Here is a 25,054-nt window from a genome sequence, read left to right on the forward strand (position 1 = left end):
AGGCCCCAGCGATGTTGAAGAAAGCGACCACGCATGTAACACGAGTCCGCGCCCTGGACCAGCTCCGCCGCGGCGACGAGATCGAAGCCCGCCTGTCGGTGGGGCCCTCTTACGATGACGTGGTGATCCGCCGCGGCAGCGTCCAGGAAACAGCGCCCGGAATCGGCGTGATCTGGATCCTGGACCGCATCAGCGGCCTGCGCAAGGCCATCAATACAGACGAATGCAGCGTCTGGCGGGTGGCATAGCCGGTCCGGGAAGACAGTGGCGGGCGTAGTCGGGAAGGACTGTCCGCACCATTTTCCTCCGTGAGGCGAAGCTGCCGGTGTGCAGGGCCAACGGTTCCGGGACTGATGAGCGGTCAGGAATCCGAGGGCCCGGCTCAGCCTCCCGCAACGGACTGGATAACCAGCACTTCCTGGCCGGGCTGCACTTCCGTATCCAGGCCCTGCAGCCGCCGCACTTCGTCGCCGTTGACATAAATGTTGACGAACCTGCGCAGCGCCCCCGTTTCGTCGCGGATCCGCCGCCCCAGCACGGCATAGTCCGAGGCCACGGCGTCCAGCAGCCGCGCCACCGTTACCGGCCCCTCGGCCGGGGTGGACAGGACGGACTGACCGCCCGCCAGCGGCTGCAGGACGCCGGGGAGCAGCAGGGAAATCTCAGGCACCGGCTACCACTGCCGCCCGGACGCACAGGACATCCGGCAGGTGGGACGCCACCTGCCGGAAGGTCTCCCCTTCGTCTGCGCTGGCGTAAACGGTCCCGCCCCGCGTACCGAAATACACCCCGGCCGGCTCCGCCGTGTCCACCGATGCGGCGTCCCGGAGCACGCTGTTGTATTCCTGCCCGGGGAGGCCGGCACTCAGCCGCTTCCACGAGTTCCCGGCGTCGTCCGTGCGGTGGACCGCCAGCTTGCCGTCCGGGGGGATGCGTTCGCCGTCGGCCTTCAGCGGCACCACCCAGGCGGTGCCGTCCCGGCGTGGATGCGTCAGCATGACGAACCCGAAGTCCGCGGGCAGGCCCCCGGCAATGGAGGTCCAGGTGTCGGCGTTGTCGTCCGTCCGGTAGACCCCGTGGTGGTTCTGGGCGTAGAGCCGCCCTTCCACCGCGGCATCGGCGGCGATCTTGTGCACGCACTGGCCGAACTCAGGGTTGGGGTCCGGCATGAAGTAGGCCGAGATGCCCTTGTTCCGGGCCTCCCAGGACGTTCCGCCGTCGAGCGAGCGGTAAACGCCGCCCGTACTCATGGCAACGTGGACGGTTTCGCCTGCCGGGTCCACGACGATGGAGTGGGCCGCCGCACCGCCATAGCCGGCTCCCCACTCACTGCGGTGCGGGTGCTCCCACAGGCCCCGGTTCAACTCGAAGTGCTCGCCGCCGTCCGTGGATTTCCAGACGGAGATGGGCTCGGCCCCTGCCCACACCACTCCGGGGCGGGACTGGTCATCCGGGTGGATCTGCCACACGCGCTCCAGGGCGGCGCCGGTGTCCTCAGGAAACCTGATGGCGCCGTGCTCGGGCTCGGACCACGTGGCGCCCAGGTCATCGGAGTGGGCCACCGTGGGCCCCCAGTGCGGGCTGCTGACCCCCACCAGGATCCGGGTGCGGCCCTGCCTGGTATCGATCCCGATACTGGGGATCTCAGCCATGAGGAAGTGGGGCCCGGTGAAGGACCACTCCCGCCTGTCCGGGCTTGTGGCGAGCCACAGCCCTTTCTTGGTGCCGATTGCCAGGAGGAAGGATTCTGCCGCCATTGCCATGCGGACCATGCAACCACCGCCAAGGGCGGGGCGCAACGGTTTTGGGGTCCGGATACCCGGATACCTGGCGGCCTGGACGCCGGCAGGCAGGGTTTAGTCGACGAATTCCGACTGTGTCTCGATGAAATCCCAGTCAGCAGAGGTGAGTACCGCAGCGGGATTGCCTGGATGCGGGCCGCCCGCCTCCGCAATGCCCTGGAGCACCGGAAGCGGCAGCTCCTCTGCCCGGAGGTTTTGCCGCAGCCATTCCTTGCTGGCGATGTCCAGGTCCAGCCACCACATGAAGATTTCCATCCTTGCCCTCCCTGCTCCAGTTAAACGGTAGGCCCGGCCCAGGGGGCGGACAAGCGTCCGGCAGGGAATCAGGTGGCCCGGAACCGCTTTAGGGTACTGGCAAGTAACGTGGCCCGCCCGCGCCGTGGAAAGACGAGTACTTCCTACTGGCGACTGCCCCAGACGGCGCCCCTAGCCTGAAATCTCAGCAAGCTGACCGTGTTGCTGGGGCATGCGGCGCCACCGCTGGCCAGCCCCGCCATGGTCCGTTTCACACCTATGGGGAGAAGACATGAAACGCACCTTAGCCACACTGGGTGCCGTGGGCCTGGCGGCATTGGCCGTCGCGGCCCCGGCAACAGCAGACAACGACAACAAGGCCTTCTGCCACGCGGCCGGAAGCGGCTACCAGTCGATCAGCATTGCCCAGCCCGGCTTCAACGGACACGAGAAGCACAAAGACGACATCATTCCGCCGAGCACCGAGCTCCCGGACGGCCTGAACTGGGATACCGGCAAGGCGACCTTCGAGAACAAGTGTGTGGTTCCGGCCAAACCGCCGGTTGTGGTGGACCCGCCGGTGTCCCCGCCCGCCGTCGTCGACCCCCCTGCCGGGGAAAAGCCGGTGGTTACGCCGCCCGTTGAGACACCCGTCGTCGTCGATGCCCCTGCCGGGGAAAAGCCCGTGGTCACGCCTGATACCGCTGTGGTGCAGCCGCCGGCCGTGGTGGCTCCGGCAGCTGCATCGGCCCAGGCCGCCCCCGTCCAGGCGGCGCCGGCCCAGCAGGCCGCCGCCGCACCGAAGGCAGCCCCGGCAGCCGTTCCCGCGGCCCCCGCCAGCGTGGGAACCAACCAGGGCTACAACGCCCAGACCGCCGTGGGCGGCACTGAGGGACTGCCGGGCTGGCTCGCAGGAGTGGGGGCGCTGGCTGCAGCAGGCGCAGTGGTGGCCGTCCGTCGCCGGCCGCGCCCGCTGCACAACGCCGGCTAGTCCGCGCTCCGCCACCTCCAGTGGCGAAGACAAGGAAGGCGTCCGGCCAGTGCCCGGCAGGGCGCCTTCCTTCCCACCCAACCCCGTGAGGAGTGCAATGCCGCAGCGGAACGCCACGCCGCAGGACCGACGCCGGCACGCAGGTTCCCGGCAAGGCATCACCGGCCGGCCGGGCTGGCGGCGGTGGAACCGGGGTGACGCGGCCATCCTCGGTTGTGGCATCCTCACGTTCCTCTCCCTCACTGCCGGCGCACCGCTGTTCCACCCGGCCCCGCTGCTGTCCGCCGGCAGCGCCCCCGCTTCGGCTCCCAGTGTTCCGGGCTCCACCGGCCTCCGGGCGGCCGCGCCGGTCGCGGACACCGGGATGCCGCCGGCAACAGCGGTGGCGGCCCAGCCGCCGGCCCGGACGGTAGCCGAAGAACCCCCTCTTCCGCCTTCGGCCCCACCAATCCACCTCCGCTACCCGGACGCCGGCCTGGACGTGGCCGTCCAGCCGCTGGAACTGGACGGGGAAGCCCAGTCCACCCGTACCATTGAGCCCCCCGCCACCAAGGACGGTTACTGGCTCACGGCTTTCGGCACCCCGGGCAAAGGCTCCGGCAACACCACTTACGTCATCGGCCACAGCTGGGAGGGCGCGGACGCGCCCTTCAACCACCTCAGTTCCGCCGCCGCAGTTGGCGGCCTGCTTGACGTCCAGACGGCGGCGGGAACCATCAGCTACCGCGTGGACAGCGTCACGACATACCTGAAATCCACCCTCAAGGACAGCCCGGTCTGGGACATGGTGCCCAACCGCCTGGTCCTCATCAGCTGCTACACGGAGGACCCGTGGGGCAGGAACGTGGTGGTTACCGCCTCTCCCGCAGTTCCGTAGCGTCCCTGCAGGGCAGCGCGAATAGGTGCCCGGGCCCAACGTACCTGTTCATCCGGCCCGGAGCCGGTGAGAATGGCAGCATGACGTGGGAACACTTCGACGACGCCCCGCTGTTGGTGGGGATCATGCCCAAACAGCATCCGGAAGTACTCCAGACCGCGGCTGCCCTGGCCGGCCGTTTGGGCGCGGCGCTGGTCTGCGCGTACGTGGACGAAGCGAGTTACCTCGTGGAGTGGGACCCTGCACGCTCCGCGCACCGCCTTTCACGGCACCCCGGGGATGACGACGACATGCTGGAGTTGACCACGCAACTGAAAGCACAGGTCCAGGACGCCGTGGACAGGGTGGCCGGTGCCAGCCCGCCGGAGTGGTCCTTCCGCACCCTGACGGGTGACGCGGCCCGCGCTTTGGGCCAGCTGGCAGCCGAGGTGAATGCCCCCATGATCATCGTGGGAACCTCCGAGCGCGGCCTGTCCCATCGCCTCTCGGAGGCTCTGGGCGGATCCGTTGGGGCTTGGCTCAGCCACCACCAGAGCCGTCCGGTGCTGGTGGTTCCGTACCGGATGCCTGCGCACGAGGACCGGCCATGAGCGGGACTGACACGGACAAAAAGAGCGCCCCTGGGGCACGGTTAAAGTAAAGCGAAAGTAGTTATTCATGGTGCTGGCGCAGTGCCGTACCAGCCAGTAAGCTAAATGTTGCAAGGCCGATCCAGACAGCTGAAGCCGGACTTGCCCAAGAGCTGCTCCGGAGTGCGTATCCCCCAATAACGCACTCCGGAGCTTTTTTGTGTCCTGGACCGCCCGCCCGCGCGCCATTGCCAACACCACGTCGGGTATACCCCCATGGGGTACTTGCGAAGATACCCCCAGTGGGTATACGTTGGCTGCATGAACGCTACCGAAGGAGCCGTTGCGGCCGCAGGACAGCAGCCTGCCGGAGAGGGCACGGCGCCCCAGCACGGGTATACCGGAAACAAGGACGCGTACCTGCGGCGCCTCAAGCGCATTGAGGGCCAGGTCCGGGGCATTGCCCGGATGGTGGATGAGGACAAGTACTGCATCGACATCCTCACCCAGGTTGCCGCCGTCACCAAGGCGCTGCACGCCGTCAGCCTGGGACTGGTGGAAGAACATATCGGCCACTGCGTAGTGGGGGCGGCCGCCGAGCCGGACCCCGAGGCACGCGCAGACGCCATTGACGCCAAGGTGAAGGAAGCCGCTGACGCCATCGGCCGGCTGCTTCGCTGAGAACACCCTGCAGTCCCCTGCCGGCCACCGCCGGCCCCACAAAAGGAGCACGCCATGAGCACCACGTCCCCCACCACCACAACCGTCAGTGTTTCCGGCATGACCTGCGGACATTGCGTCTCCGCCGTCAGCGAGGAACTGGAAGCCATCGACGGCGTTGAAGCCGTTGCGGTCGACCTGAACGCCGGCGGCATCTCCACCGTGACCATCACCTCGGGCAAGGAACTCTCCCCCGCGGAGATCGGCGAGGCAGTTGCCGAAGCCGGCTACCTGGTGGTTGCCAACGAAGCCTAGGAACCCTTCCCCCGCTACCGGAAAGCACACCATGAGCCACCAGGAACTGCTCCACCCGCCGGGCACCCGCGTCGTCGAACTCGATATCGAGGGGATGACCTGTGCGTCCTGCGTCAACCGCGTGGAAAAGAAGCTGGGCAAGCTCGACGGCGTGGCCGCCACGGTCAACCTGCCCCTGGAGTCGGCTTACGTCACGGTCCCGGACGGCGTCACCGATGAGCAGCTGGTGGACACGGTCAACGCGGCCGGCTACAAGGCAACGGTCCGCCAGCAACGGCCGACGGGCGGCGAAGGTGGTCCAGCCATTGAACCCGCCGCCATGCCCGCCGCGGAACTCCGCCCCCGTCTCATCCTGGCAGCCGCCCTGACCATCCCGGTGTTCCTGGTCAGCATGATTCCTGCATTCCAGTTTCCCAACTGGGGCTGGGCCGCGGCGGTGCTGGCACTGCCGGTGGTTACGTGGGCCGCGTGGCCCTTCCACCGCGCGGCGGCCATCAATGCAAGGCACCTGGCGTCCACGATGGACACCCTGGTGTCCCTCGGAGTGGCGTCGGCCTACCTTTTTTCGGCCTGGCAGCTGCTGGCCGATCCGCGGATGACCGAAAACCCGGGTATGGAAGGCATGTCCGGCGGCCTGTACTTCGAGGTGGCCTCGGTGGTTACCACCTTCCTGCTCCTGGGCCGGTACCTGGAGGCCAACGCCAAGCAGAAGGCCGGAGATGCCCTTAAAGCCCTGCTGAACCTGGGCGCCAAGGACGCCACGGTCCTGCGCAACGGCAAAGAGGAGAAAATTTCCGCCGCCACGCTGCAGGTGGGCGACGTCCTGGTGGTCCGGCCGGGAGAGAAAATCGCCACCGACGCGGTGGTGGTGGACGGCGCCTCGGCCGTTGACGCCTCCCTGGTGACCGGGGAATCCGTCCCCGTGGAGGTGGGCCCGGGCAGCCGCGTCACCGGTGCCACCATCAATACGTCCGGCCGCCTGCTGGTCAGGGCCACCCGGGTGGGCTCTGAGACCACCCTTGCCCAGATGGCACGGCTGGTGTCGCAGGCCCAGACCGGCAAGGCACCCATTGCACGGCTCGCGGACCGGATCAGCAGCGTCTTCGTGCCGGTGGTCCTGGGCCTGGCGGTCCTGACGTTCCTGCTCTGGCTTCTCTTTGCCGGCCCGGCCGGGGACGGGGACCGTCTGCGGCAGGCATTCACGGCCGCCGTCGCCGTCCTGGTCATTGCCTGCCCCTGCGCCCTCGGCCTGGCCACGCCGGTGGGCCTGCTCACGGGCACCGGGCGGGGAGCGCAGCTGGGCATCCTGATCAAGGGCCCGCAGGTCCTGGAGGACACCCGCACCGCGGACACCATCCTCCTGGACAAGACCGGAACAGTTAGCACCGGCATCCTGGCCGTCGACGCCACGGCATCGTTCCCCGGCTTCCAGGACCAGGAGGTCCTTCGGCTTGCCGGCGCCGTCGAGGCCGCATCCGAGCACCCGGTGGCCCGCGCCATCGCAGCAGCAGCCACGGAAGAATCCACCGGCGCAACGGCCGACGCCGGCGGGTTGCCTCCCGTGCAGGGGTTCAGCTCCGCCCCGGGCGGCGGAGTCTCGGGAACCGTGGAGGGCAGGTCCGTGATGGCCGGGCGGAGCGGCTGGCTGGAGCAGAACGGCATTTTCCTGGACGCCGGCCAGCAGGCCATGCTCGCCTCCGCTGAACAGGGCGGCGCAACGGCCATCTGCGTCTCCGTGGACGGAAAGGCAGCTGGAATCATCAGCCTCCGCGACACCATCAAGGAAGGCTCCGCTGCCGCCGTCGGACGGTTGAAGGAGTTGGGCCTGCGGCCCATCCTGCTGACCGGGGACAACGCCGCGGTGGCCGCCCAGGTGGCTGCCGCCGTCGGAATTGCCCCGGAAGATGTCTACGCCGGCATCCTGCCCGAAGGAAAGGTGGCGGCAGTCCGCAAGCTCCAGGCCGGTGGCGCCACGGTTGCCATGGCCGGGGATGGCGTCAACGACGCCGCTGCGCTGGCGCAGGCTGACCTGGGAATTGCCATGGGGTCGGGCACGGATGTGGCCATCGAGGCAGCGGACCTGACGGTCATGGGCAACGACCTCGCCCAGGTGGCGCAGGCCATTGAGCTGTCCCGGAAGACCCTGGGCACCATCAAGACCAACCTGTTCTGGGCATTCTTCTACAACGCGGTGGGCATCCCGGTAGCCGCCCTGGGCCTGCTCAATCCGATGATCGCCGGCGGGGCCATGGCTGCGAGCTCGGTCCTGGTTGTGGCCAACTCGCTGCGGCTGCGCAGCTTCGGCAAGTAGCTGCGCCAGCAACCCCCAAAAGGGTCAGGCCGCGCCGTACCGCTCCGTGGCACGCGCCCTGGCCTTGGCCGCCTCCGCCTCCCTGTCCTGGGGGGGCGCCTGCGTCACCAGTGCATCCAGCAGGTGCTGGGTGATGTGCGCGATCTCATGGACAGCGTTGTCGAAGGCCTCCTGGTTGGCCTTGGACGGCTTGGTGCTGCCGCTGATCTTGCGGACGTACTGGAGGGCGGCTGCGTGCACTTCCTCGGAGGTGGCGTGCGGCTCGAAGTTGTGAAGGGTTCGGATATTCCGGCACATAACGCCATGCTAGGCTCTTCCAACGCCTGGGATCGACCCCTTTTCATGGTCTCCACCCGGCGTCCATGGGGAGCCCGGCATGGGCAGGGCTGCCCATCGACACTGTTAGGGGGCCGGGATAGGTTTTAGGCAATGGATCTTCCGGATGAGCCGGGGGGCCGCTGGGGATGCCGATCTGGTTCGGATCCACAACCTAACAAGGAGAAACTGATGGCTATTTGGGGTGCAGACGTTGAGCAGCTTCGCCAGCTCGGCAGCAAGCTTCAGGCAGGTGCGTCCGAGATCGAGACGCAGAAGTCCACTCTCACCAAGGTTCTGAGCAGCACCAACTGGGAAGGCCCGGACGCAACCAAGTTCCGCAACGAGTGGTCCGGTACCCACACCGCGATGCTCACCAAGGTTGCCGAGGCGCTGAAGGAAGCCGGCTCACAGGCCAAGCGCAACGCTGAAGAGCAGAGCCAGGCCTCGCACTAGGCTTACCGCCGCTGGCGGGAGGGCAGGGACACCAACCGGTGTCCCTGCCCTCTTTTTGTTGACGGTCGACGGCGGCGCCCGGGCCGGCCTAGGGGACGGGCTCGACGTCGTTGGCGTGTTCCAAGGGCGACGCCTGCACGGTCAGCCCCGCTGCGCCGGCGGCGGCTGCCGCGCGCAGTTCGTCCACCCGGACAAGGATGACACCGCCGACAATCAGGACACCGCCCAGGAGCTGGATGGCACCGGGAAGTTCCCCCAGCAGCAGCCATGCCCACAGCACGGCAAACAGGACCTCGGTCAGCGACACGAAGGACGCCACCTTGGAACCGAGCGCCCGCGCCGCCATGATGCCCGAGGTGTAGGCCAGGACAGTGGCCAGCACCACCAGCCCCGCCAGGGACACCCACCAGGGCGTGGTCCAGGGTCCGAGCGTGGTGTCCGCAGTACTGAAGGCCATGGGCAGCAGCCCGGTGGCGGCAGCAAGCCACATCACCGCGGCACCGGTCAGCAGTCCCCCTGATGCCAGCACGATGGGCGGCAGCGTGTCGTTCTCCCGGGCTGTAATGAAGAAGTAGACGGCAAGGCAGACGGCGGCCGCCATGCCCCATAGAACTCCCACCAGGTCCACCTTCACGGCTCCCGTGAGGTCCAGGACCAGCACCAGCCCGGCCAGGGACAGGAGTGTCCCGCCGGAGGTCAGCAGCCGGGGACGCCGGCGGCTCGCAGCCCAGAGCCACAGGACGATGATCACCGGGGCCAGGTACTCCAGCAGGAGTGCCACGCCCACGGACAGCCGCGCCACGGCGTTGAAATAGAACAGCTGGCAGGCCGCCACCCCAATGAGCCCGAACAGCACGATGGTGACCCAATTGTCCCGCAGTTGGTGCCAGCGGCCCTTGAGCGCGAACGCGGCCGGCAACGCAAGGATCAGGGCTGCGCCAGTCAGGCGGGCGGTGACGGCGGCTCCCGGCGACCAGCCGGTCTCCAACAATGATTTGGCGAAGGATCCGGACAGGCCGAAGACCGCCGACGAGAACAGCGCCACCCCCAGGCCGGAGGCCAGGAAGCCGGGGCGCCCGGCTGGGAGTTCCGTGGTGGGGACGTGGTTTTTGGCGGCAGGCACCGTCGCCTCCTGTCAGGAGTAAAGTGGGGTAATGCTCATGACATTACGCCCGGGCACTGTAAGGAGTCAACATGGTTTTCGCCCCTGACACGGAAGTGGCGTTGCGCACGGTGGTGAACCTCATCAACACCGCTGCCAACGGCAGGGAGGGGCTGTCCTCGATTGCGGATTTGGATGCCTTCCTGGCCGCGGAGGGGTTTTCCGGGGGAAGAAGCCGTGATGACGCGGAGCTGGAAAGCGTGCTGCAGCTGCGCGGGGAACTGGCGGCGGCATGGACGGCGGATGAGGACGGTGCAGTCCAGACCGTGAACCGGCTGCTGCGGGATGCCAACGCCCTGCCGCAGCTAATGAAGCACGATGGCTGGGACTGGCACCTGCACGCTACGGCACCGGAGGCTCCCCTGGCAGACCGGATGAGCACCGAGGCAGCCATGGCCCTGGCGGACGTGATCCGCGGCAAGGAAATGGACCGGATGCGCACATGCGAATCAGAGGACTGCGATGCCGCAGTGCTGGACCTGAGCCGCAACCGGTCCAAGCGGTATTGCGATACGGGGAACTGCGCCAACCGGGCGCACGTGGCCGCCTACCGGGCCCGGCAGGCCGCTGCCACCTAGCACTACCCGCCTGCGTGCGGACCCGGGGGCGGGTGCGCCCCTATTGCTGGGGCGTACCTTCGGTGTTCTCGCCGGGTGCAGGCGGAGTCTGGCTGCCCGGCGCGCCGAAACCGTGGCTGGAACCTCCATGGGTGGACGCCCTGGGCGCTGAGCTCAGGTTTACGCCGGATCCCTTGCCCAGGTGTTCGGCGTTCTCCTTGTAGCTCATCGATAGCATGGCCGCGATGACCAGGGTGACGATGAAGGCGATGCCGGCTGCCGTGAAGGCGAGGTCGAACCGGGGCGCCCGGGCACTTCCCCCGGAGGCGAAGATCAGTACTGCAACGAAGGCGACGACGGCCCAGAACGCCGAGAACATCAGCGGCCCCTTCACCGAGGTCCGCAGCTTGCGCGGTTTTCCTTGATGCTGGTCAGCCACAGTGGTTCCTCCCTGCAGGCGGCGCATGGCCGGCCTGGTGTACGAATTGCGGTGCGCACCGGATTTTCTACAGAAAGTAGAACGGCACTTCTCCTAGTTTACGGCTTACCTGCGCCGTCCCGGGCATCGTGCCGCAGCGTCAGGCCGGACAACACCCACAGGACACCGGAAATTATGGCCCCTCCACCGGCCACACCCAGCAGGGCATGGGCGCCAAGGTTGATAAAGAAAGGCAGCAGCGCCGCTGTGCCGATTCCGATGGCTCCGGACGCAATCCAGTCCCGGGCCAGGACGTGGCGTCCCCTCTGCTGGAGGCCGCACGCCAGCTCAAGGACACCTGCGACGCCGAGTCCCAGGGCAGCAATCACCCCGAACAGCAGGTCGCTGTGCATCAGGATCACCGCAAAGCCTGCGCCGGCGAGGACGGCGGCACCGGCGGAAAGCAGCTTGCCGGAGAGCGACTTCGGGGCAATCCCCGAGGCAGGGATGATGCGGAGGGAAACCACTCCAGTGGCCAGCAGGTACAGGCCCCCGGCCCAGCCCATGACCTCCACGGAAGGCGAAGTCCAAAAAACCGTCACGGCGCCGAAAGCCAACGCAGCGGCCGATCGCAGCAGGACCGGCTTCCAGAGATCGTTACGGGGGGCAGTTCCCGGGGCAGCGCCCGCGGGGATGGATGGTTGCGTCACCGGTCCAGTTTAGTGGGGGCCGCTGGAAGGTCGAACCGGACCGCCAAGCCCCCGGCCGGCCCGGACGGGCTTTCAAGCGGACCCCAGCACCATCCAGCGGTCGGACCTGGCGCGCACGCCCAGGGTGAGGGCACGCGCGGCCATGTATCCCACGCCGAAAGCGGCCCACAGCCACCCCAGTCCTGCGGCGCCCGCGCCGCCGGAGACCGCCACCCAGGCCAGCAGCGGCGCGTAGATGGCAAGGTTCACCAGCCCGGCCAGCGCCAGGTACCGCGCATCGCCCGCGCCGATCAGCACACCGTCCAGGACGAAGACGTAGCCGGCGATCGGCTGGCCGGCAGCCAGGACCCAAAGCGCAACCGTGAGGGCCGCCCGGACGCCCGGATCCGGGGTGAACAAGGCCCCCACCCACGGTGCAGCCACTGCCAGGAGGAGTCCGGTCACCACGCCAAACCCGGCACCCCACCTGATCATGGTGCCGGTCAGGAGCCTGGCCCGGCCGGCATTCGAGGCACCCAATTCCTTCCCAATGAGGGCTTGCGCGGCGATGGCCAGGGCATCCAGCGCGAACGCCAGGAAAGAAAAAATGGTCATGGCCAGCTGGTGGGCGGCGAGATTGACCTCGCCCTGGGCCGTCACCACCAGCACGGTGGCCAGGATCGCTGCCCGTAGGCTGAGCGTGCGCAGCATAAGCCAGGAGCCAACGCGCGTCATGCTCCGGATGCCACGCCAGCTGGGCAGGAGGCTGACGCGGTGCCGCACCGCATTGCGGCGCACCATCACCACGTAGACGGCCGCCATGGCCCACTGGGCCAGGCTGGTCCCGATGGCCGAACCGGCCACAGACAACCCCAGGCCGTAGACAAGCCACAGGTTCAGCAGGATGTTGACGCCGAATCCGGCCGTTGCAACCACCAACGGGGTCCGGGTGTCCTGCAGCCCGCGCAGCACGCCGGTGCCGGCGAAAATCAGGAGCATGGCCACCAGGCCCGGCATCGACCACCGGAAGTAGTCGACCGCAAATGCCTTGACGTCGCCCTCCGCGCCCAGCAGGCCGATCAGCGGTTCAGCTGCGGCGAATCCGGCCACGGCGAGGAGCACCCCCAGGAGAGTTGCCAGCCACACGCCGTCGCGGCCCGCAGCGAGGGCCTTGCCCAGCTGCCCCTCGCCGATGGCACGGGCTACCGCGGGCGTCGTGGAATACGCCAGGAAGACCATCAGGCCGACGACGGTCTGCAGCACCGCCGACGCCAGGCCCACACCCGCCAGCTGGGCGACGCCGAGATGCCCCACGATGGCGGAATCGGCCAACAGGAAAAGGGGTTCGGCCACCAGCGCCCCGAAGGCGGGGACAGCGAGGCGAAGGATGTCGCGGGCAGGGCTCCGGGTGCCGGCCGACGCGGCGGCAGGGGCAGGTTGTTGGGGCACGGTGCCAGCTTAACCGCGTTGCGTGGCGGGGACCGGCCGGCCATGACAAAGCCCACAATCACTGATTAATAGTTGACACTTCAACTATTAATGGGAAACAGTGGAATCATGAACAAGCAAGCACTGACCACTACCGCCCTTGCAGCCCTCCGCATTGTCCTCGGCTTCCTCTTCGCAGCCCACGGTTGGCAGAAGTTCAATGAATGGACCATCGCCGGGACCCAGGCCTCCTTCGCCAGGATGGGCGTTCCGGCCGCCGACCTCATGGCCCCCGCCGTTGCAGTCCTGGAGCTGGCAGGCGGCATTGCCCTGATCCTGGGGGTCCTGACCCGCGTCGTGGCCGCCCTCCTCGTAGTGGACATGCTGGGTGCCCTTTTCCTGGTACACGCCCCCGCCGGCGTCTTCGCCGCAAACGGAGGCTATGAACTCGTGCTGCTGCTGGCCGCGGCCTCCTTCGCCCTGGCCCTGACTGGGGCCGGCCGGCTCTCCCTGGACCGCGCCCTGTTCGGCCGCCGTCCCCAGTCCCGGCTGGCAGCCCTCGCCTAGCAACTCCCGCATGACCCCCAACGACGGCGGCAAGGCACCCACGGTGCCCTGCCGCCGTCGGACTTTTAAGCTGCCTCTTGGCTTTATTTCAGCGTCAACCGGCCGGTAACCGGGGCCGCCAGTAGGATCGCAGCATGACTGAGACCCGCCGGCCCAACTCGGTAACCCTCCGCTTCCTCGCCGCCCCCACCGACGTGGGGCACAGCGGCTCGGTGGATGCCGGCACGGTGCTCGAGTGGGTGGACAAGGCCGCCTACGCCGCCGCAGTGGGCTGGGCCAAGTCCTACTGCGTGACCGCCTACGTGGGAAACATCCACTTCGCCGATCCCGTGAACAGCGGGGACATGGTGGAGGTGGAAGCCACCATCGTCTACACCGGCCGGTCGTCCATGCATATCCACACGGTGGTCTCCTCCGGGGATCCAAAAGGCGGCCCGGCCACGATGCGCAGCCAGTGCATGGTCATCTTCGTGGCCGTCGGCGAGGACGGCAAGCCCATCCCGGTGCAGCAGTTCGAGCCTTCCACCCCCGCCGAAATCGAGCAGCGGGACCACGCGCTTGCCAGGATCAAGGTCCGCGAACAGATCGTGGAAGCCATGAACCGGCAGGAATATACCGACGCCGGCACGGCCGAACGGGTCACGCTGCGGTTCATGGCCGCCCCCACCGATGTGAACTGGGGCGGAAAGGTCCATGGCGGCATCGTCATGAAATGGATCGATGAGGCCGCCTACGTGTGCGCCTCCCGCTACTGCGGCATGGATACCGTGGCCGTGTTCTCCGGCGGCGTCCGCTTCTACCGGCCCCTGCTGATCGGCCATGTAGTGGAAGTGGAGGCCCGCCTGGTCTACACCGGGACCAAGGGCATGCACATTGCCGTCCACGTCCGCTCCGGAGACCCCAAGGGCCGGGAACTGAACCTCACCACCTATTGCCTCACAGTGATGGTGGCGCGCGACGACGAGGGCAACTCAGTGCCCGTCCCGGCGTGGGTGCCCGTCAGCGAAGAGGACAAGCGCCTCCATGCCCACGCCCGCGAGCTCCTGGAAATCCGGGGGACGGCGCCGGGGAACCGCCTTCCAAACCACCTGCTCGCCGCAGCAGGCCATGCCGGCATAACTGCGTCCGAAGCCGGCGAAGAGGGCTCCTAGAAGCCGCCACCGCCGCCGGCGTCGCCGGCCATGTTGGCGAAGCGGGAATAGTGGCCCTGGAACGCCACCACAATGTCCTTGGTGGGGCCGTTACGGTGTTTGGCCACCAGGATGTCCGCCTCGCCGGCGCGGGGGGATTCCTTGTCGTAGACGTCTTCGCGGTGCAGCAGGATCACCATGTCGGCGTCCTGCTCGATGGACCCCGACTCACGAAGGTCCGAGACCATGGGGCGCTTGTCCTGGCGCTGCTCCGAGCCACGGTTCAGCTGGGACAGGGCAATAACGGGAACCTGGAGTTCCTTGGCAAGGAGCTTCAGCGCACGCGAGAATTCGGAGACTTCCTGCTGGCGGGACTCCACCTTCTTGCCCGAGCTCATGAGCTGCAGGTAGTCGAGGATAACCAGCTTGAGGTCATGCTGCTGCTTCAGGCGGCGGCACTTGGCACGGATTTCCATCAGGGACATGTTGGGGCTGTCATCGATGAACAGCGGGGCATCGTTCATGCGGCCCATGGTGGTGGCGATCTTGGACCACTGCTCGTCCTTGATGGTTCCCTTGCGGAGGTCCTGGAGTCCGATGGTGGCTTCGGCGGACAAGAGGCGCATGGCGATCTCGTTCCGGCCCATTTCCAGGGAGAACATGACGGTTGCGAGGTTGTTTTTGATGGCCGCAGACCGCGCGAAGTCCAGGGCGAACGTTGACTTACCAACGGCGGGGCGTGCGGCGATGACGATCATCTGGCCGGGGTGCAGGCCGTGGGTCAGCTCGTCGAGTTCGTAGAAGCCGGTGGGGACACCGGTCATGCCCTCCCCGCGGTGGCCCGACGCCTCGATTTCGTCCACTGTGGACTCCATGACGTCCTTCAACACCACGTAGTCCTCTGCGGTGCGGCGTTCGGCCACGGCGTAGACCTCCGCCTGGGCCTGGTTCACCAGGTCCTCCACCTCGCCGTCCGAGCCGTAGCCCAGCTGGACGATCTTGGTGCCTGCGTTCACCAGGCGGCGGAGCACTGCCCGCTCGGCCACGATCTCGGCATAGTAACCGGCGTTGGCTGCGGTGGGCACCGTCTGGATGAGCTCATGCAGGTAAGCCGGGCCGCCAATCCTGTTGATCTCGGCGCGCTTGGTCAGCTCATCGGACACCGTGACAGCATCGGCAGGCTCGCCGCGGCCATACAGGTCGATGATGGCCTCGTAGATGGTCTCGTGCGCCGGGCGGTAGAAATCCTGGCCGCGGAGGATCTCCACCACATCCGCGATGGCATCCTTGGACAGCATCATGCCGCCGAGGACCGATTGTTCGGCGGGGATGTCCTGCGGCGGTTTCCGGCTCGCGTCCGATCCTCGGGTTGCCTCGACAGGGTCCAGATGCGCGATTGACAAAGCTGCCGTCCTCCATTTGTACCGGGCGTTCAGCCCGGTGGTCCATCCTGTTCATGGCCTCCGACAATCGGATCCGCCACCTACCCAGGTCTACCCGCAGGCCCTGACATTTGAGCTCCCGGGATCCGGAAATAAGCTCTGGTCCGGGGTTATCCCCAGTATCCACAGCTTTTCCACAGAGAGCCCCGGGCGGCGGAGCCGAGGGGCCCGGAATCCAGGAAGAATGGCCTGCGGCGGCCATGGGGAACAGGTACTCCGCTACGCTAACCGCCATGGCGCCGTGAGGAAAGCCAGCAAACCGTGAGCCCTGTGGATAACCTGTGCAGTATGCGGCATAGCTTGTGCACAGCCTGTGGGAAAATCTGTGGAAACTAACTTTTTTTGGCAGCCTAGGAGCATCTGACCTGGGAAAACGCTGGAATCGGCTTGTGGAGTAAATATTTCTTCGGGGGAATTTCATCCACAGGCACTGAGGGGCCGGGTCGGCACCAGACGGCGTCCGGCGCGGCCGGCAAGCGTTTGCGGACAGGCCGTGGCGCTCCTCATATTCCACAGCGGTGGTTTGACGGGAACCTGCTCCGGCCTGTATGCGGACGCTCGAACTTAGCTGTGGATAACCAATCTGGATTAGGCTCTAGGTATGGGCGGGCGGCCATCAGGACGACCGCACCAGGCCACCGCCAGGACGTCAACAGAACGGCTCGCTGAAATGGAATCCCTTGTGGTCCCTGTCCTTATCCTGCTTGCAGTGGCTGCGGCTGTCATGCTGGCATACCGCGCTGCCCGCCGCCGCACGTCCGGCCGGGGCACGGGGACCTCACAGCCCGCCCCGACGTCCCCGGACCTGGCCCGGCAGGCAGCCGGCCGGTTGTCGGAAGAACAGCACCGCCGGATCTACGCCCTGATTGCCCAGGGCCAGCCCGTGGCAGCCATCAAGCTGTACCACGAGGCCACCGGCGAGGGCCTGCGGGCCTCGCGCGACGCCGTGGGTGCCCTGGCGTCCCACCCTCAGCCCTACGTGGCCCAGGAGCCCGCAGCAGCCGTCAGCGAGGACGACGACGGGCCACAGCGGTTCCCGTACCGCTACAGGGCGATCGCCAGCAAAGGCGACGTAACCCGGGAAGTCAGCAGCAACATGCTCAACGACGAGATCTACGGCAGGATCCGCACGCTGGCCCGGAACGGGGAAACAGAGGCTGCCGCCAACGCGCTGACGCGCCACTCCGACATCTCCCTGACGCAGGCGCGGGAATTCATCGCGCTTCTTGGCGACTAGCGCGGGCCGGAGATCCCGGCCAGCAGCTGCTCAAACGGAAGGGATTCCAGCGGGGCGGACTTACGGCCCGGCTGGGGCCCTTCCAGGAGCCGGCTGAATTCGCTGGCCGCGCGTTCGATACGCTCCGCCAGGGATGAGCCGCCCTCCACGGTATTTCCCCAGTCCTGGGGCCCCGCAAAGACCCCCGTGGCCGCCATCCGCGTCCGAAGGTAGCTGAACAGTGGCCGCAACGCGTAGTCGAGGACCATCTGGTGCCGGTCCGTCCCGCCCGTGGCGCCCAGCAGCACCGCCTTGCCGTCCAGCGACTTGGGATCCAGGACATCGATGAAGGACTTGAAAAGGCCGCTGTACGAGGCGCTGAAGACCGGGGTGACGGCAATAATCCCGTCCGATGCCTCCACCCCGGCAATGATGTCGGCCAGCGCGGGAGCTGCGTAGCCGGTGACAAAGTTGTTGGCGATGTCCACGGCCAGGTCGCGGAGCTCAACGACGTCCACCGTCACCTGGTATCCGCCGGCCTCGAGCTGCCGTACGGCAGCAGCCGAAAGCTGGTCCGCCAGCAAGCGGCTCGAAGAGGGTACGCCAAGTCCTGCGGAGAGGACGGTAATACGGCGGGTTTCCATGGCAGTCTCCTGGGGTTTGCTCACTCGAGCATACATGCGTATGCATCTATACCCATGAACTTCCGGCGGGTCCGGAGTATTCCCGCGCGCTGGTGGCCGGCTTGGTCAGAGCAGAACGGTTCCCTCAATGCAGGTGGTGGAATCCCCACCTATCCAGATGTCGCCTCCATCAGAGGAGACGTGGATGCGGCCGGAGCGCCCCAGGACCGTGCCCTGTGCGGCCACATACCGTCCCGGCGCCCGGCCGGTCCCGATAAGCCATTGGGCCGCCCCCGCATTGAAGCTGCCGGTCACCGGATCTTCAACCATGGCATCTCCGGGGATGAAGGTCCGGACCTCAAAATCGGCGTCGCCGCCCGGCGCGTGGGGGCCAATGACGCCGATCTTGAGGTTTCCCATTGCGGCGGGGTCCGGATCCAGGGCCAGGACCTGCCGGGCCGAGTCCAGCAGGACACCGATCCACTCGGGACCATTGACCAACCACGAGGAGTCCACCACGGCGTCCGCAGGCACGCGGAGAGCAGCGGCCACTTGGCGGCGGACGGACTCTTCCACCGGTTCGAAGCGGGTCAGGGGCGGCGCAGCGAGGGCAGGCCGCCCGCCGTCGCGCCTGATCCGCACCAGCCCCGCCCCGCACTCCTGGACGAGCCCGTCCGCCGACTTCGGGACACCTCCGGCCTGGAGCCATGCGTGCGCCGAGCCGAGGGTTGGGTGCCCCGCGAACGGGAATTCCTCGGTGCCGGTGAAGATCCTGACCCTGTAGTCGGCACGGGGGTCCGTGGGCGGCAGCAGGAACGTCGTTTCCGAGAGGTTGGTCCAGTTGGCGAAGTGCTGCATGGTTGGCGTGTCCAGCCCCTGTGCATCAAGGACGACGGCGAGCGGGTTGCCTCGGTAGGCCTGGCCGGCGAAGACATCCACCTGGCAGAAGGGGCGGTGGCGGGGGTTCGGGTTCACCGGAGCAGGCTACCACCGTGCAAACGAAAGACCCCCGCCGCCGGAATCCGGCAACGGGGGTCTTGACGTGGGGTGGGGAAATTACTTTCCTGCCACCACGTCCAGGTCGATCACAGCGGCAACGTCAGCGTGGAGGCGGACGTTGGCCTGGTAGGAACCAACCGACTTGATGTGTGCGGGCAGTTCAACCTTGCGCTTGTCGATCTTGCCAAGGCCTGCGGCCTCAACAGCGTCGGCGACGTCGCCCTGCTTGACGGTGCCGAACAGGCGGCCGGACTCGCCGGCCTTGACGACCAGCTTGACCGGCTTGGCGGACAGTGCAGCGGCCTGCTTCTGAGCATCTTCCAGGGAAGCGTGCTCGCGGGCGGCGCGGGCAGCCTTGATGGACTCAACCTGCTTCTCGCCACCCTTCGACCAGGTCAGGGCGAAGTTGCGGGGGAGCAGGTAGTTACGTGCGTAACCGTCCTTGACCTCGACAACATCGCCGGCAGCACCGAGACCGGTGACTTCGTGGGTCAGAATGAGCTTTGCCATGTTAGTTAATCCCTTCCTTAGCCGCGGCCAGCGCCGGAGTAAGGCAGCAGAGCAACTTCGCGGGCGTTCTTGATTGCCTGGGCGATCTTGCGCTGTTCCTGCACCGTGACGCCAGTGACGCGACGGGCGCGGATCTTGCCGCGGTCGGAGATGAACTTGCGCAGCAATGCTACGTCCTTGTAGTCGATGACAGTGATGTCAGCGGCCTTCAAGGGGTTGGACTTTGGTTTGGGCTTACGGAGTTCAGCCTTAGCCATCGTGGAGCTCCTATTCTATGGAGCCCGTGGATATTGATCCACGGGATGGTGGTGGTCCGACGGCGGGAATCACCGTGGGTGCGTGGCGCACCCCGGCAGCCCCGGGCCGGGCCGTTGTTTGGGTTTTAGAAGGGAGGTTCGGAATCGGGGCCATTGCCCCAGCCGCCCGCGTTGGACACACCGGGCGTAGCCCAGGGATCGTCCTGCGCAGCCTGCTGGTTGCCGCCGCCCCAGCTTCCACCGGAGTTGCCGCCCTGGTTTCCACCAGAGTTGCCTCCTCCGAAGCCACCGCCGCTGTTGCCGCCGCCGAAGCCGCCGCCACCCTGTCCGCCGGAGCGCTGGGTGCGGTTGACCTTGGCGTTGGCGTAGCGCAGGCTGGGGCCGATTTCGTCGACCTCAAGCTCAATAACGGTGCGCTTTTCGCCTTCTTTTGTTTCGTAGGAGCGGCTCTTCAGGCGGCCGGTAACGATGACGCGCATGCCCTTGGTCAGGGATTCGGCTACGTTCTCGGCTGCTTCACGCCAGACGGCAGCGCGGAGGAACAGGGTTTCCCCGTCCTTCCACTCATTGGACTGGCGATCAAAGGTGCGGGGGGTGGAAGCGATGGTGAAGTTCGCTACTGCCGAACCTGACGGTGTGAACCGCAATTCCGGGTCATTGGTGAGGTTACCGATGACCGTAATGGTGGTCTCGCCTGCCATCTACTGCCTCCTTGTTCGATCCTGGGTGAAGAGTGCGTTTCCTGCGGGGTAAAGAATGAAGTGCGGTGCTGAATTACTCAGCAACAACCTTCTGCTCTTCGGGGCGGGTGATCTTGGTGCGCATGATGGTCTCGTTAAGAGACAGCTGGCGGTCAAGTTCCTTGGCGGTTTCCGGCTTGGCGGTGAAGTTCACCACGGCGTAGATACCTTCAGACTTCTTCTTGATGTCGTAAGCCAGACGGCGACGGCCCCAGATGTCAACCTTTTCGATGGTTCCACCATCGTTGGTGATGACGTTCAGGAACTTCTGAAGCGACGGCTCAACGGTACGCTCTTCGACCTCGGGGTCGATGATTACCATCAATTCGTAAGGACGCATATGTGAACCCACCTCCTTTGGGCTAAGCGGTTACGGCATTTCCGTAACAGGAGGTTCATTTGCGATTCCGTGCAATGCCTTGCCGCCGGAACGGAGGCAGGACGCAGCACAGACTTCACTATGTTAGTGCATTTGAACCCGGCAGGCGATTCGTACTCGACCCAAGGCTAGTGTCCGCAACGACAGTGCAGCAGGGCGGCATGCCTCCATGTGGAAAACCCGGCCATCCGAGCCCCACTACCGCGGCCTTCCCACCGCCCAATGGAGCCACGCCGCCACAGTGAGGCCCGTTACCTGATTGTGATTCGGGCGTTCCCATCGTGTACGGTCTACCGGGGCCGCCCCCAGCCGGCCCCAGTCCCGGCTGCCGCCCAACTCTGCCGCTCCGTGACTGACACCAGGTTCCAGGCAGAGACGGAGGACCCAAGCGTCCCGGGCACGGCCAGGCGCCTGCCCTTGGGGTGAAGCCGCCACGCGCGGCCGGATGGCCTCATTCGAACCCGACAGCTAACTCCGCAGGCGATGAGAGGTTCACTTCCGCATGCCCGCATTCCCCAATGGCAACGCCACACCGGCGCACCATCACCACACTGAGACAGAATCTTCCCGTTCAACCCGGACACGGGGGTCCGCAGGCCAGGTCCGCGCACGCCGCCGCTGGCCGCTGGCTGCCGGACTTGCCGCAGCAGTCCTTGGCGCGGGTTCCCTGGGCCTTGGCCTGGCCAACGGCGACGAGGCTCCGGCGGTATCCCGAGTGGCCAGCGCCACCGACGCCGGCAGCAGCGCGCCGGCCCAGGCGCCGGAGTCCGCGCCCGCCCCGGCCCCGGCACCCGTCCCCGCAGCCGAACCTGCTCCCGCACCCGCCGCTCCCCCTGCTGCGGCTCCCGCTCCGGCAGCAGCACCCGCCCCTGCCGCGCCCGCTCCCGCTGCGGCGCCGGAAACGCCCATTGCCGTAGCACCTGCCGCGGCCCAGTTGGCCAACAGTGGTGCGCCTGCACCCACCGGAGTCCCCGGGAACTGGACCATGACCTTCGCGGACGAATTCAACGGTGCCGGTCTGGACGCCGCGAAGTGGTCCGGGTGCTGGTTCTCCCCCGGCTGCGGAACCATGAACAAGGTCTCCACCAGCCCTGCCAACGTCTCCGTGGCGAACGGAAACCTGTCCCTGACCCTCAGCTCATCAACCACCGGAGCGCTGGTTTCGACCAACCCGAAGGGCGGCGCACGCCCGGGCTTCCAGTTCACCACCGGCTACGTTGAAGCCCGCATCAAGTTCCCGGGCAATGCCAACGGGCTCTACAACTGGCCCGCCTTCTGGACCACGGGACAGTCCTGGCCCACCACCGGCGAGAATGACATCGCCGAGGTGCTGCAGGCCAAGATGACCGTGAATTACCACTCCGGTTCGGGCTCCCACAACCAGGGCGGCGTGGGTGGCAACTGGGCCAACGAATACCACACCTTTGGTTTGCACAGGATGGCCAACTCCTCCGACGTGTACTTCGACGGCGTGAAGGTCAAGTCCTACCCCACCGACGACGGAAACGCCCCGCAGTACATCGTGCTGAACGTCGGCGCCTCCTCCACCAATCCGGCCTACGGCGCTCCGTCCCAGGTGATGGTGGACTACGTCCGCGCCTGGCAGTAGCAGGCCCCGCACCGGGGAGAAAAGGGCGACGGCGGGACCTCCCGCCGTCGCCCTTTTTGCTTCCCTCAAGGTTGCCCAAAGCAACGCTTTTGGGCTGGTGTGATCCAGTACACTCTTGCAATGAAGCTCCTGTACGTGACTGAAAGCGTGCCCAACCGGGACCCGGAACTGGGCGACGGAAGCTCGATGATCCCGTATGAAGTGATCCGCCACCTCCCTCCCGACGTCGCGGTCACGCTGTTGACCTTCACGGGCCCTGTACCTGTTCCGCCAGAGATCAGGGACCGCTGCGACGCCGTGTACGAACTGGCGCCGCGGGAGGAGTTTTCGGCCTTTGCCAGGTCCCTGGGCGGCCTTGCCGGGCTGGGGAAACACCGGCGGTCCACCCCATCTGCCCGTGCGGCAGCCGCCCGCTTGTCCGCCGACCGGGATGCCACACTGATCCACGGCCCCCACGCCCTTTTCCTGTCGCACTGCGCCACCGGGCCTTTGGTCCTGCAGACAGTGGACCCCTGGTCCATCCGGGCGGGAATGGACACCGCCATTGCCCGGACCTTCCGGCCCGCCTACCGGCTCCGCGAACACTTGGCCGCCCGCGCTGAACGGCAACTTCCGTCCCGGGCCAGGCTCCTTACGGTGGGAGCCCGGGACGCGGCGGCCTGGTCCGCCGCCCTGGGCAGGGCGGTCACCAGCATCCCCAACGGAACGGCAGCCGCCGGTGCCCGGCGCCGGGAGCGGGATGCCCCTGTGGTGTGCTTTGCCGGCAGCCTGAACTATGCGCCAAACGTGGACAGCGCCACCGTGCTGGTCAACAGGATCGCGCCGCTGGTGTGGCGTGAGGTGCCTGGCGCACGTTTCGTGATTGCCGGGCGGCGCCCCACGCCGGCGGTCCAGGCGCTGGCCGGACCGCACGTGGACGTCCTGCCCAACGTTCCCTCCATCCTGGAGGTATTCCAGGAGTCGGATGTGGCGGTCTTCCCGGACGAGCACGGCGTGGGCATCCGGAACTCCGTTCTGGAGGCCCTCGCCGCGGGGCTGCCCGTGGTGGCCTCGCCGGTGGCCGCGAGGGAGCTTCCTTCCCACCCCCTGCTGGCGGTCCTGGACAGCGAGGAAGCACTCGCCCGCAAAGTGGTGGAACACCTCACCGCGCCCGGACGTCCACAGGATCCACCCCCCGGCGCGGCGGCGGGACCTGCCGGAGCCGCAGTCCGGACCTGGGACACCGTGGCGGCCGAATACCTGGCGGAAGTCCAGGCGGCCATGTCAGGCTCAACCCCGGCGGGGGAGCTCACCCGGACGAACCGGCAACCATGACGTACGCGCCGGGGGAATTGGAGCGCAAGGGCGTCAGGGGAGCCCTGTGGCAGGGACTGGCCTTCGCCTCGGGCAGGGTGATCGTCCTGGTGACCACGGTGGTCCTGGCACGGCTCCTCTCACCCGAGGAATACGGCCTCGTAGCGTTGGCCCTCGTCCTGATGGCCTACGCCGAAACCATCGCTGACGCCGGCGTGGGACAAGCCCTGGTCTACCTGCCCAAGACACCGGTCATCGCCAGGTCGGCGCTGCTGCTCTCCGTTGCTCTGGGCGCAGTGCTTGCCGTGGCGGCCATCCTCGCCGCCGATACGGTGGAGGACCTCCTGGGGCTGGACGGCGTGGCGCCGCTGGTTCAGGTGCTGGGGATTTCCGTGCTGGCCACCGCGTGCGGCGCCGTCCCGGAAGCCATCATGCGCCGGGACCTGAAATTCAGGCAGCTCACGGCGGCTCCGGTCCTGCGCGCCGCCACCATGGGGACGGTGACCCTCTACCTGGCCTTCACGGGCCACGGAGCCTGGTCACTCGCCGTCGGAACGGCTGCCGGGTCCGTGGCCTATGCCGCCACCTGTTGGTTCCTGGTCCGGCACGAGGCCCCCTGGCAAATCTGGCGGGTCAGCCGCAGCGCCATCAGGGAAAACGTCCGCTTCGGCGCGCCGGTGGCCGGCAGCACCATGCTGGCCCGGGCGATCTTCGACGTCGACTACCTCGTCATCGGCATCGTGCTGGGCGCGCACGCGCTGGGCCTTTACACCCTGGCCTTCAGGCTTCCCGAGGCCCTGATCCTGAACGTCTTCTTTGTCTTGTCCACTGTCCTGTTCCCCCTCTATACGCAGGTCCGCGGCGACCGGCAGCGGCTGCGGGACGGCTACCTGAAGAGTGTCACCGTGCAGGCGCTGTACGGCATTACCGCAGGTGTGGGCCTGGCCGTGGTGGCGCCCGTCCTGGTCCCGGTCCTGTTCGGGCAGCAATGGGAGGAATCGGTCACTCCCCTGGTGTTCCTTGCCCTGTACGCGGCCGCCCGTTCCCTCGGCGCCGGAGCCAACGACGTCTACAAGGCCATGGGCCGGCCCGGCCTGTCCATCTGGATCTCCGTGGTGCGCCTGGTGGTGCTCCTCCCGGCCCTGGTCTTCGCCACCCGGTGGGGCATCGTGGGGGTAGCCTGCGCCCAGATGGTGGTGGCGGTAGTCTTCGCGTTCGGCATGCAGGCGGTAGCAGCCAGGGTCATGGGGACCAGGATGCGCCGGCTGATGCGCGCCGCGCTCCCCGGCTTGGTGTGCGGCGCCGCCGTCGGCCTCGTGGGCCTGCTGAACTTTGCCCGGCACGCCTTGGGGCCCGTCCCCACGCTGGCGGTCATGGTGGTTGCCGGAGTAGCCGCCGTGTACGCCGTACTGCGATTCGGCTACCGGGGCCTCCACGACGAGATCCTGGGGCTTTTCCGGCACAAGAACTAAGGCCGGGAGGCGGCTGGACGCCGGACCTCCCGG

The 25,054-nt window shown here is 67.1% G+C and carries 30 protein-coding genes and 1 riboswitch; of the genes, 15 read left to right on the forward strand and 15 right to left on the reverse strand.

The window, feature by feature from the left end:
* Nucleotides 1-11 precede the first annotated feature (11 nt).
* Entirely contained in the window at nt 12-248 is a 237-nt protein-coding gene (locus HNO81_RS05085; RefSeq protein ID WP_175317052.1) for a hypothetical protein, read from the forward strand.
* 134 nt (nt 249-382) lie between these two features.
* Here the strand turns inward: HNO81_RS05085 and HNO81_RS05090 are convergent, their stop codons facing one another.
* The 3 genes from HNO81_RS05090 to HNO81_RS05100 all read right to left on the reverse strand — a co-directional run bounded on the left by HNO81_RS05090 (nt 383) and on the right by HNO81_RS05100 (nt 2,057).
* Nucleotides 383-670 carry a MoaD/ThiS family protein gene (locus HNO81_RS05090; protein WP_175317053.1) on the reverse strand — a complete coding sequence of 96 codons (288 nt, stop codon included), beginning with the start codon at nt 668-670 and terminating at the stop codon, nt 383-385.
* Nucleotides 663-1,772, reverse strand: a complete 1,110-nt coding sequence (locus HNO81_RS05095; RefSeq protein WP_175317054.1) for an exo-alpha-sialidase — start codon at nt 1,770-1,772, stop codon at nt 663-665. Before HNO81_RS05095 ends, HNO81_RS05090 begins: the two co-directional genes overlap by 8 nt.
* Before the next feature lie 84 nt (nt 1,773-1,856).
* Entirely contained in the window at nt 1,857-2,057 is a 201-nt protein-coding gene (locus HNO81_RS05100) for a hypothetical protein (protein ID WP_175317055.1), read from the reverse strand.
* A gap of 271 nt (nt 2,058-2,328) precedes the next feature.
* Here HNO81_RS05100 and HNO81_RS05105 point away from each other — a divergent pair, with 271 nt between their 5' ends.
* From HNO81_RS05105 to HNO81_RS05130, 6 genes are all read left to right on the forward strand, one after another.
* Nucleotides 2,329-3,027 carry a hypothetical protein gene (locus HNO81_RS05105; protein ID WP_175317056.1) on the forward strand — a complete coding sequence of 233 codons (699 nt, stop codon included), beginning with the start codon at nt 2,329-2,331 and terminating at the stop codon, nt 3,025-3,027.
* A 97-nt stretch (nt 3,028-3,124) separates the two neighbouring features.
* Nucleotides 3,125-3,904, forward strand: a complete 780-nt coding sequence (locus HNO81_RS05110; protein ID WP_217509101.1) for a class F sortase — start codon at nt 3,125-3,127, stop codon at nt 3,902-3,904.
* Nucleotides 3,905-3,984: 80 nt separating this feature from the next.
* Nucleotides 3,985-4,494, forward strand: coding sequence for a universal stress protein (locus tag HNO81_RS05115; RefSeq protein ID WP_175317057.1), 510 nt, complete (start codon nt 3,985-3,987; stop codon nt 4,492-4,494).
* Nucleotides 4,495-4,794: 300 nt separating this feature from the next.
* Nucleotides 4,795-5,154 carry a metal-sensitive transcriptional regulator gene (locus HNO81_RS05120; protein ID WP_175317058.1) on the forward strand — a complete coding sequence of 120 codons (360 nt, stop codon included), beginning with the start codon at nt 4,795-4,797 and terminating at the stop codon, nt 5,152-5,154.
* A gap of 54 nt (nt 5,155-5,208) precedes the next feature.
* Nucleotides 5,209-5,448 (forward strand): heavy-metal-associated domain-containing protein, encoded by a 240-nt coding sequence (locus HNO81_RS05125; RefSeq protein ID WP_141944900.1) that lies wholly within the window; start codon nt 5,209-5,211, stop codon nt 5,446-5,448.
* A 31-nt stretch (nt 5,449-5,479) separates the two neighbouring features.
* On the forward strand, nt 5,480-7,759 hold the full coding sequence (locus HNO81_RS05130; RefSeq protein WP_175317059.1) for a cation-translocating P-type ATPase: 2,280 nt from the start codon (nt 5,480-5,482) through the stop codon (nt 7,757-7,759).
* A 24-nt stretch (nt 7,760-7,783) separates the two neighbouring features.
* Here HNO81_RS05130 and HNO81_RS05135 read toward each other — a convergent pair whose 3' ends face one another.
* Nucleotides 7,784-8,056, reverse strand: coding sequence for a DUF2277 domain-containing protein (locus tag HNO81_RS05135; RefSeq protein ID WP_175317060.1), 273 nt, complete (start codon nt 8,054-8,056; stop codon nt 7,784-7,786).
* 210 nt (nt 8,057-8,266) lie between these two features.
* Here HNO81_RS05135 and HNO81_RS05140 point away from each other — a divergent pair, with 210 nt between their 5' ends.
* Nucleotides 8,267-8,530: a WXG100 family type VII secretion target gene (locus tag HNO81_RS05140; RefSeq protein ID WP_110545130.1), complete on the forward strand. Its 264-nt coding sequence runs from the start codon at nt 8,267-8,269 to the stop codon at nt 8,528-8,530.
* Nucleotides 8,531-8,618: 88 nt separating this feature from the next.
* On the opposite strand, the gene HNO81_RS05145 is transcribed toward HNO81_RS05140, so the two are convergent.
* Nucleotides 8,619-9,653 (reverse strand): DMT family transporter, encoded by a 1,035-nt coding sequence (locus tag HNO81_RS05145; RefSeq protein ID WP_175317061.1) that lies wholly within the window; start codon nt 9,651-9,653, stop codon nt 8,619-8,621.
* A 71-nt stretch (nt 9,654-9,724) separates the two neighbouring features.
* Between HNO81_RS05145 and HNO81_RS05150 the strand changes: the two genes are divergently transcribed.
* Nucleotides 9,725-10,270 carry a CGNR zinc finger domain-containing protein gene (locus HNO81_RS05150; RefSeq protein ID WP_175317062.1) on the forward strand — a complete coding sequence of 182 codons (546 nt, stop codon included), beginning with the start codon at nt 9,725-9,727 and terminating at the stop codon, nt 10,268-10,270.
* Between the two features lie 40 nt (nt 10,271-10,310).
* On the opposite strand, the gene HNO81_RS05155 is transcribed toward HNO81_RS05150, so the two are convergent.
* From HNO81_RS05155 to HNO81_RS05165, 3 genes are all read right to left on the reverse strand, one after another.
* A complete protein-coding gene (locus HNO81_RS05155) occupies nt 10,311-10,688 on the reverse strand; it encodes a hypothetical protein (RefSeq protein WP_175317063.1) in 378 nt (125 codons plus the stop codon).
* A 98-nt stretch (nt 10,689-10,786) separates the two neighbouring features.
* A complete protein-coding gene (locus HNO81_RS05160) occupies nt 10,787-11,377 on the reverse strand; it encodes a hypothetical protein (protein ID WP_175317064.1) in 591 nt (196 codons plus the stop codon).
* 72 nt (nt 11,378-11,449) lie between these two features.
* Nucleotides 11,450-12,805 carry an MATE family efflux transporter gene (locus tag HNO81_RS05165; RefSeq protein WP_175317065.1) on the reverse strand — a complete coding sequence of 452 codons (1,356 nt, stop codon included), beginning with the start codon at nt 12,803-12,805 and terminating at the stop codon, nt 11,450-11,452.
* Between the two features lie 108 nt (nt 12,806-12,913).
* Here HNO81_RS05165 and HNO81_RS05170 point away from each other — a divergent pair, with 108 nt between their 5' ends.
* Both HNO81_RS05170 and HNO81_RS05175 read left to right on the forward strand, forming a co-directional pair.
* The gene (locus HNO81_RS05170) at nt 12,914-13,351 is read left to right on the forward strand and encodes a DoxX family protein (RefSeq protein ID WP_175317066.1); all 438 of its coding nucleotides are present in this window, start codon (nt 12,914-12,916) and stop codon (nt 13,349-13,351) included.
* Nucleotides 13,352-13,485: 134 nt separating this feature from the next.
* Nucleotides 13,486-14,502, forward strand: coding sequence for an acyl-CoA thioesterase (locus HNO81_RS05175; protein WP_175317067.1), 1,017 nt, complete (start codon nt 13,486-13,488; stop codon nt 14,500-14,502).
* Here HNO81_RS05175 and dnaB read toward each other — a convergent pair.
* Nucleotides 14,499-15,884 (reverse strand): replicative DNA helicase, encoded by a 1,386-nt coding sequence (gene dnaB / locus HNO81_RS05180; protein WP_175317068.1) that lies wholly within the window; start codon nt 15,882-15,884, stop codon nt 14,499-14,501. The two genes, HNO81_RS05175 and dnaB, sit on opposite strands and share 4 nt — an antisense overlap.
* Nucleotides 15,885-16,524: 640 nt before the next feature.
* Between dnaB and HNO81_RS05185 the strand changes: the two genes are divergently transcribed.
* Nucleotides 16,525-17,160 carry a GNAT family N-acetyltransferase gene (locus tag HNO81_RS05185; protein WP_371818166.1) on the forward strand — a complete coding sequence of 212 codons (636 nt, stop codon included), beginning with the start codon at nt 16,525-16,527 and terminating at the stop codon, nt 17,158-17,160.
* Here the strand turns inward: HNO81_RS05185 and HNO81_RS05190 are convergent.
* From HNO81_RS05190 to rpsF, 6 genes are all read right to left on the reverse strand, one after another.
* Nucleotides 17,157-17,783, reverse strand: coding sequence for an FMN reductase (locus tag HNO81_RS05190; RefSeq protein ID WP_175317148.1), 627 nt, complete (start codon nt 17,781-17,783; stop codon nt 17,157-17,159). The two genes, HNO81_RS05185 and HNO81_RS05190, sit on opposite strands and share 4 nt — an antisense overlap.
* A 105-nt stretch (nt 17,784-17,888) precedes the next feature.
* On the reverse strand, nt 17,889-18,737 hold the full coding sequence (locus HNO81_RS05195) for a PhzF family phenazine biosynthesis protein (RefSeq protein ID WP_175317070.1): 849 nt from the start codon (nt 18,735-18,737) through the stop codon (nt 17,889-17,891).
* Nucleotides 18,738-18,818: 81 nt separating this feature from the next.
* Entirely contained in the window at nt 18,819-19,271 is a 453-nt protein-coding gene (gene rplI / locus HNO81_RS05200) for a 50S ribosomal protein L9 (protein WP_175317071.1), read from the reverse strand.
* A gap of 17 nt (nt 19,272-19,288) precedes the next feature.
* Nucleotides 19,289-19,528 (reverse strand): 30S ribosomal protein S18, encoded by a 240-nt coding sequence (gene rpsR / locus HNO81_RS05205; RefSeq protein WP_003800144.1) that lies wholly within the window; start codon nt 19,526-19,528, stop codon nt 19,289-19,291.
* 125 nt (nt 19,529-19,653) lie between these two features.
* A complete protein-coding gene (locus HNO81_RS05210) occupies nt 19,654-20,229 on the reverse strand; it encodes a single-stranded DNA-binding protein (RefSeq protein ID WP_175317072.1) in 576 nt (191 codons plus the stop codon).
* A 73-nt stretch (nt 20,230-20,302) separates the two neighbouring features.
* Nucleotides 20,303-20,608, reverse strand: coding sequence for a 30S ribosomal protein S6 (rpsF, locus tag HNO81_RS05215; protein WP_015939036.1), 306 nt, complete (start codon nt 20,606-20,608; stop codon nt 20,303-20,305).
* A gap of 385 nt (nt 20,609-20,993) precedes the next feature.
* A riboswitch (cyclic di-AMP (ydaO/yuaA leader) is annotated at nt 20,994-21,142 on the forward strand.
* Nucleotides 21,143-21,149: 7 nt separating this feature from the next.
* Here rpsF and HNO81_RS05220 point away from each other — a divergent pair.
* From HNO81_RS05220 to HNO81_RS05230, 3 genes are all read left to right on the forward strand, one after another.
* Nucleotides 21,150-22,256: a family 16 glycosylhydrolase gene (locus HNO81_RS05220; RefSeq protein WP_175317073.1), complete on the forward strand. Its 1,107-nt coding sequence runs from the start codon at nt 21,150-21,152 to the stop codon at nt 22,254-22,256.
* Nucleotides 22,257-22,376: 120 nt separating this feature from the next.
* On the forward strand, nt 22,377-23,570 hold the full coding sequence (locus tag HNO81_RS05225) for a glycosyltransferase family 4 protein (protein WP_175317074.1): 1,194 nt from the start codon (nt 22,377-22,379) through the stop codon (nt 23,568-23,570).
* A complete protein-coding gene (locus tag HNO81_RS05230) occupies nt 23,567-25,021 on the forward strand; it encodes a lipopolysaccharide biosynthesis protein (RefSeq protein WP_175317075.1) in 1,455 nt (484 codons plus the stop codon). The genes HNO81_RS05225 and HNO81_RS05230 overlap by 4 nt, the downstream gene beginning before the upstream one ends.
* Nucleotides 25,022-25,054 lie beyond the last annotated feature (33 nt).

This window comes from Pseudarthrobacter sp. C4D7 (assembly GCF_013359725.1).
Classification (GTDB): Bacteria; Actinomycetota; Actinomycetes; order Actinomycetales; family Micrococcaceae; genus Arthrobacter.